Source organism: Nocardia colli (assembly GCF_008704205.1).
Lineage (GTDB): Bacteria > Actinomycetota > Actinomycetes > Mycobacteriales > Mycobacteriaceae > Nocardia > Nocardia colli.
Window position 1 is genome coordinate 17,812 of record NZ_VXLC01000023.1, and the last position, 15,763, is coordinate 33,574.

General features: G+C 67.2%; 15 protein-coding genes. 6 read left to right on the forward strand and 9 right to left on the reverse strand.

All coding sequences use genetic code 11. The features are described 5' to 3' along the window. Positions 1-52: 52 nt before the first annotated feature. Positions 53-1,150, forward strand: a complete 1,098-nt coding sequence (locus F3087_RS35445; protein WP_150406497.1) for a branched-chain amino acid aminotransferase — start codon at positions 53-55, stop codon at positions 1,148-1,150. Between the two features lie 236 nt (positions 1,151-1,386). Here the strand turns inward: F3087_RS35445 and F3087_RS35450 are convergent, their stop codons facing one another. The 6 genes from F3087_RS35450 to F3087_RS35475 all read right to left on the reverse strand — a co-directional run bounded on the left by F3087_RS35450 (position 1,387) and on the right by F3087_RS35475 (position 7,319). Beyond that, a complete protein-coding gene (locus F3087_RS35450) occupies positions 1,387-2,100 on the reverse strand; it encodes an MBL fold metallo-hydrolase (RefSeq protein ID WP_040733343.1) in 714 nt (237 codons plus the stop codon). Between the two features lie 828 nt (positions 2,101-2,928). Then, the gene (locus tag F3087_RS35455; protein WP_150406498.1) at positions 2,929-3,675 is read right to left on the reverse strand and encodes an adenosylcobinamide-GDP ribazoletransferase; all 747 of its coding nucleotides are present in this window, start codon (positions 3,673-3,675) and stop codon (positions 2,929-2,931) included. Then, positions 3,672-4,349: a hypothetical protein gene (locus tag F3087_RS35460; RefSeq protein WP_150406499.1), complete on the reverse strand. Its 678-nt coding sequence runs from the start codon at positions 4,347-4,349 to the stop codon at positions 3,672-3,674. Before F3087_RS35460 ends, F3087_RS35455 begins: the two co-directional genes overlap by 4 nt. Beyond that, positions 4,346-5,449: a nicotinate-nucleotide--dimethylbenzimidazole phosphoribosyltransferase gene (gene cobT, locus F3087_RS35465; protein WP_150406500.1), complete on the reverse strand. Its 1,104-nt coding sequence runs from the start codon at positions 5,447-5,449 to the stop codon at positions 4,346-4,348. Before cobT ends, F3087_RS35460 begins: the two co-directional genes overlap by 4 nt. Before the next feature lie 115 nt (positions 5,450-5,564). After that, positions 5,565-6,110 carry a bifunctional adenosylcobinamide kinase/adenosylcobinamide-phosphate guanylyltransferase gene (locus F3087_RS35470; protein ID WP_150406501.1) on the reverse strand — a complete coding sequence of 182 codons (546 nt, stop codon included), beginning with the start codon at positions 6,108-6,110 and terminating at the stop codon, positions 5,565-5,567. A gap of 231 nt (positions 6,111-6,341) precedes the next feature. Beyond that, positions 6,342-7,319 carry a helix-turn-helix domain-containing protein gene (locus tag F3087_RS35475; protein ID WP_150406502.1) on the reverse strand — a complete coding sequence of 326 codons (978 nt, stop codon included), beginning with the start codon at positions 7,317-7,319 and terminating at the stop codon, positions 6,342-6,344. A gap of 85 nt (positions 7,320-7,404) precedes the next feature. On the opposite strand from F3087_RS35475, the gene F3087_RS46210 reads away from it, so the two are divergent. Beyond that, on the forward strand, positions 7,405-7,563 hold the full coding sequence (locus F3087_RS46210; protein ID WP_191094309.1) for a hypothetical protein: 159 nt from the start codon (positions 7,405-7,407) through the stop codon (positions 7,561-7,563). Between the two features lie 139 nt (positions 7,564-7,702). On the opposite strand, the gene F3087_RS35480 is transcribed toward F3087_RS46210, so the two are convergent. Then, positions 7,703-8,311 (reverse strand): DUF3043 domain-containing protein, encoded by a 609-nt coding sequence (locus F3087_RS35480; protein ID WP_223885608.1) that lies wholly within the window; start codon positions 8,309-8,311, stop codon positions 7,703-7,705. Between the two features lie 258 nt (positions 8,312-8,569). Here F3087_RS35480 and F3087_RS35485 point away from each other — a divergent pair, with 258 nt between their 5' ends. Together F3087_RS35485 and F3087_RS35490 are read left to right on the forward strand one after the other, a co-directional pair. After that, positions 8,570-8,926 carry a HesB/IscA family protein gene (locus F3087_RS35485; protein ID WP_069165132.1) on the forward strand — a complete coding sequence of 119 codons (357 nt, stop codon included), beginning with the start codon at positions 8,570-8,572 and terminating at the stop codon, positions 8,924-8,926. Between the two features lie 343 nt (positions 8,927-9,269). Then, positions 9,270-10,238 (forward strand): carbohydrate kinase family protein, encoded by a 969-nt coding sequence (locus F3087_RS35490; protein WP_150406504.1) that lies wholly within the window; start codon positions 9,270-9,272, stop codon positions 10,236-10,238. 373 nt (positions 10,239-10,611) lie between these two features. Here the strand turns inward: F3087_RS35490 and asnB are convergent, their stop codons facing one another. Further along, positions 10,612-12,555, reverse strand: coding sequence for an asparagine synthase (glutamine-hydrolyzing) (gene asnB / locus F3087_RS35495; RefSeq protein ID WP_150406505.1), 1,944 nt, complete (start codon positions 12,553-12,555; stop codon positions 10,612-10,614). Positions 12,556-12,964: 409 nt separating this feature from the next. Between asnB and ctaC the strand changes: the two genes are divergently transcribed. Both ctaC and F3087_RS35505 read left to right on the forward strand, forming a co-directional pair. Further along, on the forward strand, positions 12,965-14,068 hold the full coding sequence (ctaC, locus tag F3087_RS35500) for an aa3-type cytochrome oxidase subunit II (protein ID WP_375917751.1): 1,104 nt from the start codon (positions 12,965-12,967) through the stop codon (positions 14,066-14,068). A 14-nt stretch (positions 14,069-14,082) separates the two neighbouring features. Further along, the gene (locus F3087_RS35505) at positions 14,083-14,499 is read left to right on the forward strand and encodes a cytochrome c oxidase subunit 4 (RefSeq protein WP_150406507.1); all 417 of its coding nucleotides are present in this window, start codon (positions 14,083-14,085) and stop codon (positions 14,497-14,499) included. Positions 14,500-14,949: 450 nt separating this feature from the next. On the opposite strand, the gene F3087_RS35510 is transcribed toward F3087_RS35505, so the two are convergent. After that, positions 14,950-15,750, reverse strand: a complete 801-nt coding sequence (locus F3087_RS35510) for an SDR family NAD(P)-dependent oxidoreductase (RefSeq protein ID WP_191094310.1) — start codon at positions 15,748-15,750, stop codon at positions 14,950-14,952. Between the last annotated feature and the right edge of the window lie 13 nt (positions 15,751-15,763).

Genomic DNA, 15,763 nt, shown 5'->3' on the forward strand with positions numbered 1-15,763 from the left:
CGAGGGGCAATCGGCCGCAAAGCTTGAAAGCGGCTTGGTTAGGATCAGGGCCATGACCGTTGCTGCACAGTTTGCCCGTGTCCCGCATCCCGCGCCCGCCCCGGCGCAGCGGGTACAAGAGGTACTGGCGGCGCCCGGGTTCGGGCGGTTCTTCACCGATCACATGGTCTCGATCGACTACACCGACGGCGAGTGGACCAACGCGCGCGTCGAGCCGTACGGACCGCTGGCGCTCGACCCCGCGACCATGGTCTTCCACTACGGCCAGGCCATCTTCGAGGGACTCAAGGCGTACCGGCACAGCGACGGCAGCGTCGCCTGCTTCCGCATCGACGCGAACGCCGCGCGGTTCCGCAGGTCCGCGCGCCGGATGGCGATGGCCGAGCTGCCCGAGGAACTGTTCATCGAATCCGTGCGTCAGCTGCTCGAGGTGGATCGCGACTGGGTGCCCGCCGCGGGCGGCGAGGACTCGCTGTACCTGCGCCCCTTCATGTTCGCCACCGAGGCCGGGCTCGGCGTGAAGCCCGCTTCCGGCTACAAGTACCTGCTCATGGCGTCCCCGGCCGGCGCTTACTTCCCGCGTGGCGTGAAGCCGGTGCGGGTGTGGCTGTCGACCGAGTACGTGCGCGCCGCGCCCGGCGGCACCGGCGAGGCGAAGGTCGCGGGCAACTACGCCGCGTCGCTGCTCGCCCAGGCCGAGGCGACCGAAAAGGGCTGCGACCAGGTGGTCTGGCTGGACGCGTGCGAGCGCCGCTACGTCGAGGAGATGGGCACCAACAACCTGTTCTTCGTCTTCGGCTCCGGCTCGGACGCGCGGTTGGTCACCCCGGAACTGTCCGGGTCGCTGCTCCCCGGCATCACCCGCGACTCGCTGCTCACCCTCGCCGCCGACTCCGGATTCAAGGTCGAAGAGCGCAAGGTGTCGGTCGAGGAATGGCGCAAGGGTGCCGAATCCGGTGAGATCACCGAGGTTTTCGCGTGCGGTACCGCCGCGGTGATCACCCCCGTCGGCTGGGTCCGCTCCGACGACGGAGAGTTCACCATCGGTGGCGGCGAGCCCGGCGAGGTCACCATGGCGTTGCGTGACACGCTCACCGGGATTCAGCGCGGTACGTTCGCCGACATCCACGGGTGGATGCGCGGAATGTAGTTCGTGAGTGGTGCACCGTGGCGGGGCTCGCGATTTGCCGCCACGGTGTGTCATTCGGCTCGGCCGCTCGTGCTGAGGTTTCGCCTCGACGTGTTGCGGCCCATCCGTCTCGACGCGTTGCGCGCTCGCCTCAGGTGAGTGCCCGAGCCGTTAACTCGGCGTGTGACGATGGCCGACCCGTCGTCCGTGCTCGAGCGGGTCGGCACCGTGTCGGCGATGCCTACGTGCGCGCCAACTCAGCTGGGCATGAACATGTGCCACTCGTCGAGGGTCTTGGGGCGCAGCACATAGTTCTTGTCCCGGACAGTGGACAGCGGGGCGTAGGGCTCCTGCGAATACCAGTGCCCGGGGTAGACGACCGGGTCGCCGGATAATTCGGCCAAATAGCGCAGGCTGCGGAACATTTCGTCGGAATCGCCGCCCGGGAAGTCGGTGCGGCCGCAGCCGTCGACGAACAGGGTGTCGCCCGCGATGAGCCGGTCGTCGAACAGGAAGCATTGGCTGCCCGGCGTGTGCCCGGGCGTGTGCAGCAGCTCGATGTCGAAGGCACCGACGCTCACCTTGTCGCCGTGCTCGTGGCCGGTGAGTTCGCTCGGCGCGATGCCGGTGACGTTGGCCACCCAGGAAAGCTCCTGCGCGTTGATATGCACTGGGACACTTGTCTTTTCGAGCAGTTCACGCACCCCGCCCAGGGTGAACCCGAGCATCGTCCCACCCACATGGTCCGGATGGTGATGGGTGGCCAGCACCCCCGTCAGCCGTAGCCCGTCCCCCTCGGCGATATCGACCAGATCACCGGCCGCATACGCCGGATCGACCACCAGGCACTCGCCCGTCTCCTGATCCCCGATCAGATACGCGAAATTCCGCATCTGCGTCGCAATCGGATCGCCGACGGCGTAGTCCCTCCCCGACAACAGCTGGCGAAAATACAGGCGCTCAGAAGACATACCGCACACCTTATTGCCCGACCCAGACGATCCGCGCGCCGCAGCCGCAAATAGTTTGCTGCGCCCAACTCCCCGCCCCCCGAAATCCTGGACATCCGCCCACCAATCCCCGAACCAAGATCAACGGACCACAGTGTCCGACCTCACCCGCCCGATGCCGCCACCATGTCCCGTTGATCATGAAATCCCGTCGGCACGGCAGAGATTCGAGCGCCGATCTGCTCGAGTACCCAACAATGCCTACTGCCCAGCGAGCCGGCCCATGATCAACGGGACACAGCTGCGGCGAAGTGCGACAAGGTGCGCCGTCATGTCCCGTTGGCGGGGTCGGATCATGATCAACGGGACTTGGCAGCGGCGAAGTGCGAGTAGATCCGCCGTGATGTCCCGTTGGTCGGGTTGGACGATGATCCGCGGGACATGATGGTGGTGACGTGCGAGCAGGTGCGCCGTCATGTCCCGGTGGTCGGGCCAGGTCATGATCGATGGGACTTGGTTGCGGCGATGCGTGGGTGGCGGCTCCGTCATGACCCGTTGCAAATGAGGCAGCGCGGTGAGCAGGGATTACTGCGCTGATCCTCATGCCGCAGGCAAGCGAACGCCGTCAAACTTGACCCTGGGTAGTGCTCGGACTTTCAAGCCCGGGCGATGGCCCAGCTCCCGGGCAGTTGCCGAGCTGAACCGTGCTCAACGGGACATGGTTGCGGCGAAGTGCGAGAAGGTGCGCTGACATGTCCCGTTCGTCGAGCCGGGTCATGATCGATGGGACTTGGTTGCGGAATGTGTGGGTGGCGGCCTTGTCGTGTCCCGTTGGGCATGAGCCTGGCGTCAGAGGGTGAGGGAGACGGTGGCGGCGGTTAGGGAGACGGTTAGTTCGATGGTTGCGCCGAGGGCGTCGCCGGAGAGGCCGGCGAAGCGGCGGACGGTGTGGCGGACGAGGATGGTTGAGGCGGCCAGGGCGAGGAGGGTGGCAAGGGGGCCTTGCCAGTGGTTGGGGGTGGTTAGGGCGGCGGCGGCGAGGGCGGCGATGGACCAGGCGGCGGCGGTGAGTGGGGGTTGGGTGCCGGCTACGAGGGCGCCGAAGTTGGCGTCGGGGGCGGCGTCGATTCCTTTGCGGCAGGCGAGGACTACTGCGACGCGGCCGACGGTGACGGCGAGGGCTACGGCGAACCAGCGGTCCGCCTCGGCGAGGGCGGCGAACGAAAACGCTTGGATGCCAATGGAGAACACGAGGGCGGCTACCCCGAACGGGCCCGCGCCGCCGCTCTTCATGATCTGCCTGGCCCGCTCGGGCGGACCGTAACTGCCGAGCCCGTCCATAGTGTCGGCGAGCCCATCCAGATGCATGCCCCGTGTGATCAACGCCAACGCCGCGACCACCAGCAGTCCGGCAAGCACGGAACTAGCCCCTGCCCACACAAACACCCACAGCAGCCCGGCCGCCCCCGCCCCGAGCAGCCCACCGACCAACGGCGCCAACGCAATTGCCCGCCCCGCCGCAACCCGGTCAACATTGTCCGGCCCACGCACCGGCAAAACCGTGAGCCAGGAAACCGCGAGCCGCAACCCGTTCATCCGGGCAGTCCCAAGCTGACACGAGGCGGCGAGGCACCGTCGATGTCCGCGCAAACACGCTGTACCGCAAGCGAATCGACGCGGTTGCCGACAGATTCGCGGGCATCACGGGCGGAGGTTTCAGCCGGCGACGGCCGGTTACTCCGACGCACCGTCGGCATAGGCACGCCGACCGGCTCGAGTGAGTTGTCGCGTTCATCGGACGCCGACCATCTCAGTCGGGAGTTGATCGCCCGATCGATGGCAAGGGTCGAGCGCGCCGCCGCCGGCTCGGTGAGCCAGGTGAGCGTGCTGCCGAGGCAGTCATGAGACGAGTGACGGTCACCGTATGGGCCGCAATAACGTTGTTCCGCAAGGAGATTGCCGTGGCTGCCGATGGGTTCGTGGGCATCTCCAATGGAGGTCTCGACCAGCGATGGCCGGTTGCTCGCTGCGGACGGCTCGCGCGTGCCCAGCGACAAGGATCTGCGCCCCGCGCCGATGGAGCCGTCGAGCAGCGTCGGCAGGTCGCTCGCCGACGTGGACGGGATCTCATCGACGGATGCGTCGCGTGCATTCGAAGATGGCAATCCCGTACTCGGGAGACATTGTGCGGCAAGGGAATAGCCGCGGCCGTCGATGGGCTCGCCACGCCCGGTCGTGCTGGCTTCGAGCCCCGACGGCCGCTCGCTCATTTCCGCAAATCCGGCGCGGCCGGGGGAGTCTCTGCGGGCGTAGCGATTTCGGAGTCGGTGTCGGCGGTGCTCACGCCTGCTTCCGCGAACGTGGACATCTCCGTCAGGGCGGCGACGGCGGCGCGGACGAGGGGGAGGGCGGTGAGGGCGCCGGATCCTTCGCCGAGGCGCATGTTCAGGTCGAGGAGCGGGTCGAGGCGGAGGCGTTGCAGCGCCAGGTTGTGGGCGGGTTCGGTGGAGCGGTGGCCGGCCAGCCACCAGGCCGACGAGCCTGCGGACAGATCCTCGGCGACCAGCGCGGCGGCCGTGACGACCACACCGTCCAGGATGACGGGCGTGCGCCGGGCAGCGGCCTGCGCGAGGAACGCGGCCATGGCGGCGAAGTCGGCGCCCGCGGCGACGCGCAGCAGTTCGACCGGGTCCTTGACGACCGGACGCGCCCGGCGCATCGCGTCCCGGATCGCGGCGACCTTGCGCGCCCAGCCCGCATCGTCGACGCCGGTGCCGCGCCCAACGGCGGCAACGGGTTCGGTGTCGGTCAGCGTCGCGATGAGGGCGGTGGCCGGGGTGGTGTTGCCGATGCCCATGTCGCCCGCGATGAGCACGTCGGCGCCCGCGTCGATCTCCTCGTCGGCGATCGCCTTGCCCGCGGCGAGGGCGGCCTCGACCTCCTCGACGGTCAACGCGTCCTCGCGGTCGATGGACCCGCTGGAACGCCGCACCTTGTGCTTGGCGACGAGCGAATCGGTCTCACCGTCGACCGAAATATCCGCCACCCGAACGGTCGCACCAGCGACCACGGCAAGCGCATTCACCGCCGCCCCACCGCCGAGGAAGTTCGCCACCATCTGCGCGGTGACCTCGCTCGGGTACGCCGAAACCCCGTGCCGCGCAACGCCGTGATCCCCGGCGAACACCACAACCCTGGCCCGCTCGAACTGCTTCGGCGGGCACACACCCTGACAGGCCGCGACCCAGTTGCCGATCTCCTCCAGCCGCCCGAGTGACCCGCCGGGTTTGGTCAACTGCGCCTGCCGTTGCTCGGCCGCCACCCGAACCTGTGCGTCAGGAGGCGTCACCGGTCCAAATCCGTGTGTCACTATCGAGCCTTTCCGGTCAGGGCGGTCCAAACACTCATACGCCGCTCAATCTTGCCCGCCGCGGGCCACGCAGCACACAGCACCCGTCCCCAACCCGCCGACAGACCAGGGCGATTCACTTGAGCCGCAGGGGGAGTCCGGCCACGACGAGGAACGCTTCGTCGCAGGCTTGGGCAAGGCGCTGGTTCAGGGTGCCGATCTCGTCGCGGAACAGGCGACCGGAGCGGGTGGCCGGGATGATGCCCATCCCCACCTCGGGGCTCACGATGACCAGGCGTCGCGAGTAGGCGGTCACCGCGGCGACGAGGGCGTCGGCGTCGGGGGTGACCGTGCCGCGCGGAGATTCCCAAGCGTCGCGCGCGTCGATCCGCGCGGTGAGCCAGGTGCCGATGTCATCGATCAGCGTGGTGCCGTCCACCGGTTCGCCGAGAACAGCCGCCGGGTCGGCACTTTCGATCACCGCCCAGTCGGCGGGCCTGCGCTCGCGGTGCGTCGCGATGCGGGCCGCGAAGTCGTGGTCGGCAGGGTCGGGAATCGAGGTCGCGAGATAACGCACCGGCCCGGCCGCCTTGGCCAGGTCTTCGGCATAGGTGGATTTGCCCGACCTCGCGCCGCCGAGGACGAGGGTCCGGCGCGGCTCGGACGAGACACTGTGCGACACGTCAGCACGGTATCAATCCTCATCGACCCATCCACTTCGGCAACGGGCAAAGCGCGCGTCCTCCGGCGAATTGCGCGTCACCCTCGTCTCGGCGCTCGCGGAGATCCTGTTGCCGTGGCGGTATTCGGTGGGCGCGATGCCGACTGGCTTTGGAGGGGGTGCCGCAGCAGCGTGCCGGAATTGAACACCGCCTCGGCGCGACCTGTTCCGAGGCCGAGTGCTGCGTGAGTATCAGGCGGGTGTCTCGACGGCATCCAGGTTCGCGCCGAAGCGACGGCGGTATTCCGTGGGTGCGATGCCGACCAACCGCTGGAAGTGGTGTCGCAGCAACGCGCCCGAACCGAACCCTGCGCGGGTGGCGATTTGTTCGAGTCCGAGGTCGGTTTCCTCGAGTAGCTGTTTGGTCAGTAGGACGCGCTGGTTGGTCAGCCACTTGACCGGGGTGGTTCCGGTTTCGGCGGCGAAGCGGCGGGCGAAGGTGCGAGTGGACATGGTTGCGCGGGCGGCCAGGTCTTCGATGGTGTGGGGGAGGTCGAGGTTCTCGTTCATCCATTCGAGGGTCGACATCAGGCTGTCGGAGGTGCAGGTGGCGACGGGGCGTTCGATGAATTGACGCTGCCCACCGTCGCGTTGCGGCGGCACGACCATCCGGCGGGCGATCGCGTTGGCCACGGCGCTGCCGAGTTCGCGGCGGACCAGGTGCAGGCAGGCGTCGATGCCCGCGGCGGTGCCCGCGCTGGTGATCAGGTTGCCCGCGTCGACGAACAGCACGTCGGGATCGACGGTCGCCTCCGGATACAGCGCGGCCAGCGCGTCGACGTGCGTCCAGTGCGTGGTGCATTTGCGTCCGTCGAGCAGCCCGGCCGCGCCGGCGAGGAACGCGCCCGAGCAGACGGTCAACACGATCGCGCCCGCGGCCGCGGCGTCCCGGACGGCGTCCACGAGTCGCGGGTCGATCCCGCTCCTGGACGAGAAGGCCGGAATGGCGACCAGATCGGCCGTCGCCAGTTCCTCGAGCCCGTACTCCGGCGTCAGCGTGATGCCGGGCGTGCTGGAGTGCAGCGGCTTCCCCGGCTCCGCGCCGCAGACCTTGAAGTCGAACGCGGGCAACCCGTCGGCGCTCCGGTCGAGGCCGAAAACCTCGCAGACCACCCCGAATTCGAACATGGCCATGCGCTCGGACAGCACGACCGCAACCTTCGACAGCATGGCTCCAGTGTAATGGCTGAATATTTACGAACTATGTCAGTTCAGCCACTTTCGGCGGGAACTCATCGAGCGCAAAATTACTGCCATGATTACTTTTCTGATCACCTTGGCAGTCATCATCACCTTCGCCGCAGCGGTCGCGCACTACTCGGCGCCGGCGGGTTCGTCCAACGTCACCGATCGCGATATGCAGCGCATGCAGGCCGATCTGTCGGCCATGCACGGCCGAACCACCAACATCTGATCCGCATGTGTCCGCAACCGACCGCGGCCCGGCTCGAGTACACGAGCCGGGCCGCAATCATGTTCGGGGTGTTTCGGGCCGTCAAGGACGGTTAACGCGGGCGTCCAGCGGTCCGGCCGAACACACCGCAGCGCACAACCTAGATGGCATCTCCAGGACTGACCCGAGGCTTCGGCGCCCGCATCTTCCGGATCTGCGAGGCGCGCACGAACGCGTACCAGCCGAGCTTGTACCCGGTGTCCTCCGAATCCGGGAAACGCTCCCTGACCCGCCCGTTCACGATCCGCCCGAGCAGGAATCCCTCGGCGATCATGAAGAACATCATCACCAGCATGGCCAGCGTGACGATCGTCTGCAGCGCGGGCGCCACGAACATCGACAGGATCAGCACGAGCGCCATCGGCATGAACAGCCCGACCAGATTGCGCCGGCCGTCGACGATGTCGCGCACGAACGCCCGCACCGGCCCCTGATCGCGCGGCAGCAGGTACTTGTCCTCGCCTGCGAGCATGCGCGTGCGCCGATCCTGGACCGCCGCCTTGCGCTCGGCCGAGGCTTGTTTGCGCTCCTCCTTGCTGCCGCGAGTGGCCTTGCGCCGGGCGCGGGCCTCCTTCGCGGTGAGCGGTGCTGGAGCGATCGGGCCGCGTCGCTTGCCTTGCGCGTCACGGCGTTTCGGAGTGGGACGGCCCTTGCCCGCGGTGGCGGTGACCGCCGTGCGAGTGGTGCCCGCGGTCGAGCCGCCGTCCACGACCGCCGTCTGATCGGCGGCCGCGTCGGTGGTGCTGGACTCGCCGCGACGGAACAATTTCACATCGACCAGGCTATTCGATGGAATACGCGGCGGGAAATGCGGTCCGATTCGCGCAGGTGTGCCGGGTCACGTAGGTTGCGTGTTCCTGCGCGCGCGGTGGTGGCAAGATGGGGAATAGCAGCCCGCCGAGTGGTGTTGACCGACACGACCCGTGCGCTGTTCACGGGTCGACGACAGGTTCCTCGAGGAGAGTTCATGACTGTGCAGAACGAGACCGCCACCGAAACCCACGGTGCCGTGCTGACCGATGCTGCCGCCAGCAAGGCGAAGGCGCTGCTGGACCAGGAGGGTCGCGACGACCTGGCGCTGCGCATCGCCGTGCAGCCCGGCGGCTGTGCCGGCCTGCGGTACCAGCTCTTCTTCGACGATCGCTCGCTCGACGGCGACATCGTTGTCGAATTCAGCGGCGTCAAGCTGGCCGTCGACCGGATGAGCGCCCCGTACATCCAGGGTGCCTCCATCGACTTCGTCGACACCATCGAGAAGCAGGGCTTCACCATCGACAACCCGAACGCCACCGGCTCCTGCGCCTGCGGCGATTCGTTCAACTGACCGAACCCGTCCGACTCGTCGTAAGCGGGTTCACCGCGTAACAGCCCGGCCCCACGTGTGAAGTCTGCACGTGGGGTTTGCGCGTTTCCGGGCGCGTCGTGATCGAACGGCGAACGGCCGCCGCGGACCGCGGTGTGAAGGCGTCGGATTTCGTCAGGATTCGGGCGGTCCGGCGACCCGCGGAGAGCGGCTTCGCGGCCCAACGATCGCGCGCCGCCGAGCATCTCGCCGACCGGTTCCCCCCTATCGAGGGGTCCGAGCCGCCGTCCAACATTGGTACGGTGATGCTGGGACTCGTTCCCGGTCTGCACCGCCTGCCGCCTACCGTTGAAGGGCCAGCCTCGTGTCCATCGCCGTTTCCGCGTCCATTGCCACCGACCACCTCATGCGTTTTCCCGGACGGTTCCGTGACGCACTGCTGGCTGATCAGCTCGACCACGTGTCGCTCAGCTTCCTCGTCGACGATCTGCAGATCCGCCGTGGCGGCGTCGCAGGCAACATCGCCTACGCCATGGGGCTTTTGAACCGCACGCCCCTGCTCGTCGGTGCCGTGGGCGCCGACTTCGCCGAATACCGCCAGTGGCTCGAATCGCACGGCGTCGACTGCTCCGGCGTACTGATCTCCGAGCGCGCGCACACCGCCCGCTTCGTCTGCACCACCGACGACGACATGGCGCAGATCGCGTCGTTCTACCCGGGCGCGATGAGCGAGGCCCGCGACATCTCCATCGGCGAGCTCGCCAAGGCGCACACGCTGGACCTGGTGCTGGTCGGCGCCAACGACCCCGACGCGATGCTGGTGCACACCGCGCAGTGCCGCGAACTCGGCATCCCGTTCGCGGCCGACCCGTCCCAGCAGCTGGCCCGCCTCGACGGCGAGCAGGCCGTGCAGCTGATCGACGGCGCCGCATACCTTTTCACGAACAAGTACGAGTGGGCGCTGCTGCTGCAGAAGACCGGACTCAGCGAGGCGGAGATCGCGCAGCGCGTCGGCATCCGGGTGACCACGCTCGGCGCGGACGGCGTGCAGATCGTCGATAAGGACGGCACCGAGCTGACCGTCGGCGTGGTCCCGGAGACCACGAAGGTCGAGCCCACCGGTGTCGGTGACGCGTTCCGCGCCGGCTTCCTCACCGGACACACCGCAGGGCTGAGCCTGGAGCGCTCCGCTCAGCTGGGTTCGCTCATCGCGGTGCTGGTCCTGGAGACCATGGGCACGCAGGAGTGGACGCTCAACAAGGAGACCGCGCTCGAGCGCCTGGCCGGCGCCTACGGCGCCGAGGCCGCCGCCGAGATCAAGCCGCTGCTCTGATCCGCTTCACCTGAACGCTGCCGCACCTGCTGTGCGGCAGCGCATGTGATGCTGTTGTGGGCGAGATGTGCGCGCGAGTTCGCCGTAGTCGTGCGCGGGGTGAGAACCCATGCACGCGATCGGAATTCGTTGCTGGCCGATCCGGGAACTCGTCGCGGCGTCCAACGGCCGCTTCGATTCGCAAACGTGAAGTGCCCCTCCGCTTTTCGCCGAGGGGCACTTTCGTGTTCTGTCTACAGGCCCGGGTTCGCCGGTCAAGGTGAGTTCTGGTGTGCCTGTTCGAGCGGTGCAGCGTCAACGAGTCCGCGCAGCTGCTCTGTCATCAGACGCGAAGTGCCCCTCAACCTTTCGGCGAGGGGCACTTCGTGTCGACCTACAGCGAGACCGGGTAAACCGGCTCCTGGATCTCCGGCTTGATCCGGTCCTCGACGAAGATCCCGTGCCACACCATGAACACCAGCAGCGTCCACAACCGGCGGCTGTGGTCCGAGGTGCCGGCGCGGTGGGCGACGAGCATGTCGCTGATCGCGGTCTTGTTCAGCAGGTGATCGGTCTGCGATTCGAGGATCTGCTGGTGGGCCCAGTCGTAGAGTTCGGTGCCGCGCAACCAATGCCGCAGCGGAACCGGGAAACCGAGCTTGGCGCGGTGCAGCACGTGCGGCGGCACGATGCCCTCGAGCGCCTGGCGCAGTGCGTATTTCGTGGTTTCCTTGGTGATCTTCTGCTCGAACGGCAGCCCCTCGGCGACCTTCAGCACCTCGGAATCCAGGAACGGCACCCGCAATTCGAGCGAGTTGGCCATGGTCATCTTGTCGGCCTTGACCAGGATGTCGCCGCGCAACCAGGTGAACAGGTCCAGGTGCTGCATGCGCGCCACCGGGTCCCAGCCGCGTGACTGCGCGTAGATCGGCGCGGTCACGTCCTGATGGGTCCACTCGGGGCGGAATTCGCGGAGCACGGAACGCAATTGGGCGTCGCTGAAGCTGCGCGCGTTGCCGTAGTAGCGCTCCTCCAGGCCGAGCGAGCCGCGATGCAGCAGGCTCTTGCCCCTGGTGCCGTCCGGAATGCGCTCGGAGAGCTTGCCCGCCAGCCTGCGCAACCCGCCGGGCAGGTACTCGAAGGGCTTGAGCGACAACGGCTCCCGGTAGATCGTGTAGCCGCCGAACAGCTCGTCGGCGCCCTCACCGGACAGCACCACCTTGACGTGCTTACGCGCTTCCTTCGCGACGAAGTACAGCGGCACCAGCGCCGGGTCGGCCACGGGATCGTCGAGGTACCAGACGATTTCGGGAATCGCGGCGGCGAACTCGGCGGGGGAGACGGTCTTGATCACGTGCTTGGCGCCGATCGCCGCGGCGGTCTCGGCGGCGACGTCGGCCTCCGAGTAGCCCTCGCGTTCGAAGCAGCTGGTGAAGGTGATCAGCTTCGGGTTGTGCCGCATGGCCAGCGCCGCGACCGCGGTGGAGTCGATGCCGCCGGACAGGAACGAGCCGACGGTGACGTCCGCGCGCATGTGCTTGGCGACGGAATCCTCCATCGCCTCGGCGATCTCGCGGTAGCGGGCAGCTTCCGAACCCGGGGCGAATGGGCGAATCTTGAACTGCGGGTTGAAGTATCGCGTGACCTTCGGCGCCTGTCCGAGGCCGACCGTCGCGTAGCTGCCGGATTCCAGCCGCCGGATGTCCTTGTGCAGCGTCTCCGCCTCCGGCACGTACTGCAACACCGTGTAGTGCTCCAGCGCGCGCGGATCCAGCGCATCGGTCAGGTCGAGTGCGGGCAGAAGTTCCAGCAGGCTCTTCTTCTCACTGCCGAACGCGGTCCCGCGAGCACCAGTGGCCAGGAACAGCGGCTTGATCCCGAACGGATCTCGCGCCAGGAACAGTTCCTTGGTCTCGGTGTCCCAGATCGCGAACGCGAACATGCCGCGCAGCTTGCGCACGGCCTCCGGACCCCAGTAGTGGAACGCCGCGACGACGGCCTCGCCGTCACCCTCGGTCAGGAAGATCGCATCCTCGCCGAACTCCGCGGCGTGCGCCTCGGCCAGCTCTTTGCGCAGCTCGATGTAGTTGTAGATCTCGCCGTTGAAGGTCAGCGCATAGCGCTCCCGGTTCTCCGGCGGACCCCAGCGCAGCGGCTGGTGCGAGTGTTCGATGTCGATGATCGACAGGCGGTTGAAGCCGAAGATCATGTGATCGTCGTGCCAGGTGCCGCGTTCGTCGGGGCCGCGGTGGCGCACGCAGTGCAATGCGTCGTACACCTGCTCCACCACGCCAGGCGCTGCCTCGTCAGATGTCAGAAACCCGAGCAGTCCACACACGGCGTCGGCAACCTCGTTTCTCCGGTCGGGACGCGGCCGGAAACCGGCGCGTCCGAATGTCTTGCGGGGGCGGTGCGCGGTGTCTGCCGCGAGTGGTCGTTCCGGGACGTGCCGGAGCCTGCCCTCGCGGTGAGCACAGCGGCCGAAATGTTGTGTCCGAGTATGCCGCACACGCCCCCTTCGCGCGTCGCGCGCACCCTGTCCAGGGGTTTTGATCACGGAGGCGCTGGTGACCGCGATCGGCGGAGTGTCGAATGCGACCCGACGACAATGACGGCCTCCGTTTGGTCTACGCTGCGTAGTACTCAGGCCATTCTCAGGCGGCGCACGCGCTCGACCCGGGACGGGCCTGACATGTGCTTAGAACGTATCGCCGGGCGGTCGCAGCCCAGGCGGTGCAAATGTCGGAATGTGTGGCGACCAGGAAGGCGTGAGCGTGGCGCACAAGGCGAGCGAAGAGATCGGGGCACGTCCGGCCCGGGGACGGATCCTTCGGCGGGCCGGGCTGGCGGTGTCCCTCGGGATCACCGCGGTGCTCGTCTCGGGCTGCTCGATCGACAATGTTTGGCTGCGGTTCGGCTGGCCCTCGGGCATCACGCCGCAGGCCACCCGGATGCGGGAGCTGTGGACCTGGTCGGTCGTCGCCGCCCTGCTGATGGGCGTGCTGGTGTGGGGTCTGACCTTCTGGACCGTCGCCTTCCACCGCAAGAAGGCCGACTCCCCGGAATTCCCCCGGCAGACCGGCTACAACGTGCCGCTGGAGCTGACCTACACGGCGGTGCCGTTCGTCATCATCGCGGTGTTGTTTTACTTCACCGTCGTCGTGCAGAACTACGTGCACGAAAAGGTGGACAACCCCGACGTCACGGTCGACGTGACCGCCTTCCAGTGGAACTGGAAGTTCGGTTACCGCAACGTGGACTTCAAGGACGGCTACTCGTTCAAGGGCATCGACACCACGCGTGAGGCGTCGAACCAGGAGCAGCTCGAGGAGTACAAGGAACGGACCAAGGACGGTCACCCGCAGCCGGGCCCGGTGCACGGCAAGCCGGAGAACGACATCCTGTCCTACCTGCACTACGACACCGTCGAGACCTACGGTTCCAGCACCGAGGTGCCGGTCCTGGTGCTCCCGACCAACAAGGTGATCGAGTTCCAGCTCGCCGCCGCCGACGTGGTGCACGCCTTCTGGGTGCCGGAGTTCCTGTTCAAGCGCGACGTGATGCCGAACCCGAAGGAAAACCACTCGGACAACATCTTCCAGATCACCAAGATCGAGAAGGAAGGTGCGTTCGTCGGCCGTTGCGCGGAAATGTGCGGCACCTTCCACTCGATGATGAACTTCGAGGTGCGCGCGGTCTCGCCGGACAAGTTCACCAAGTACCTGGACGCGCGCAAGGCGGGCAAGACCAACGCCGAAGCGCTCGACTCCATCGGTGAATCGCCGGTCGCCACGTCGACCCGGCCGTTCAACACCGAGCGCACGACCAAGACCGCGGCCGAGGCAAAGTAAGGGACTGATCTGATATGAAGATCGAAGCGCGGATTTTCGAACTGCTGACGGTGTTCTTCATCATCGTCGCGATTGTCTACGGCTACTTCACCGGCGTGTCCCGCACCGGCGTGGAATGGGCGGGTACCACCGCGACCGTCCTCACCGCCGGCCTGTCGCTGATCATCGGCACCTACTTCCGCTTCGTCGCACGTCGCCTCGACCTGCGTCCGGAAGACTACGAGGACGCCGAGATCGTCGACGGCGCAGGCGATCTGGGCTTCTTCTCGCCCGGCAGCTTCTGGCCCATCACCCTGGCCGGAGCCGGCGCCATCACCGCCCTCGGGCTGGCGTTCTTCCAGTTCTGGTTGATCGGGCTCGGCGTCATCTGCATCCTGATCGCGGCTGCGGGTTTGGTTTTCGAGTACTACCTGGGTCCGGAAAAGCACTGAGTTAGTTGTCGAATGCCCCCTCCGCTGTGTGCGGAGGGGGCATTCGACATTTCTGGGTGATTGTGTGGTCCTGACGCAGGTTGCTGCGTGCGTCAATTGGGTGCTGGGCGGGTCAAGTGGGGCACGGGCCCTCCAAAGTGAGCCGAGGCGAACGCGACACCGACGGACTCGCTACCGTCTCGCATCGACTCGATCGAAACCCGTCCCAGGATCGCCGCTTTGAGCGATGACCTGATGCCCGATCCCAGCTCGGACCGCCGACGCGAAGGTTACGTCCGAAAGTGCGTAGAGGTGTGGCAGCGTGGGGGCTCGCATGGCACAGATGGCAGCAGCGGTCAGGCGGGTTCGTCGTACGAGGCCTGACTTGACGCAGGTTGTGTGCTCTTGAGGCGGGTTGCAGCGTGCGTCAGGTGGTTGCAGCGTGCGTCGAGTGGGGCGGGCTGGATCGGGCTAGATGCCGAAGGCGTGCATGAGGCGGGCGGTGGAGCGGGGGGCTACGCCGGCTAGGGCGTAGAGGGTGCGGGTGAAGCGGGGTTCGAGGCGGGGGGCTCGGGTGTGGATGGCGGATTCGATGCGGTGGGCGGTTTGGTCGGCTTCGAGGGTGGACTCTTCGCTGTAGTGGGCGGAGTCGGTGTCGGTGCGGAAGGCGGGGTAGTGGACGGCGGTGACCTGGATGCCGTGCGGGGCGAGTTCGGCGTCGGCGCATTGGCCGAAGGTGGTCCAGGCGGCCTGGGCGCTGGCGTAGGAGGCGAAATTCGGTGCGGCGCCGGTGTTCGCGTTCCAGGGGCCGACGTTGATCACGTGGCCCGAGCCGGAGCGCAGCATCGCGGGTAGTAGGCCGAGGGTGAGGCGGAGCGGGCCGAAGTAGTTGGTGGCCATCATGCGCTGGTAGTCGCGGAATCGGTGCAGCGACTGGGTTACCGGTCTGCGCACGGGGCGTCCGGCGGTGTTGATCAGCACGTCGACCGTGCCGAACTCGCCGAGCACCCAGGTGACCAGCTGATCGACGTCGCCGAGTGCCGAGATGTCGCAGCGATTCCAGTCCGCCACACCGCCGTCCGAGCGGATCTCCGCGCAGGCGGCGATGAGCTCGTCGCTGCCGCGCGCGACCAGCAGCAGTTGAGCGCCTTGGGCGGCAAGCACATTCGCGGTGGCCCGGCCGATGTCGGAACACGCGTCGGTGATCAGCACGCGCTGCCCGATCAGCGATCCCTCCGGTGGGCGATGACGTTTACGATCAGCGGATCTCACCGGGGCAGCACGA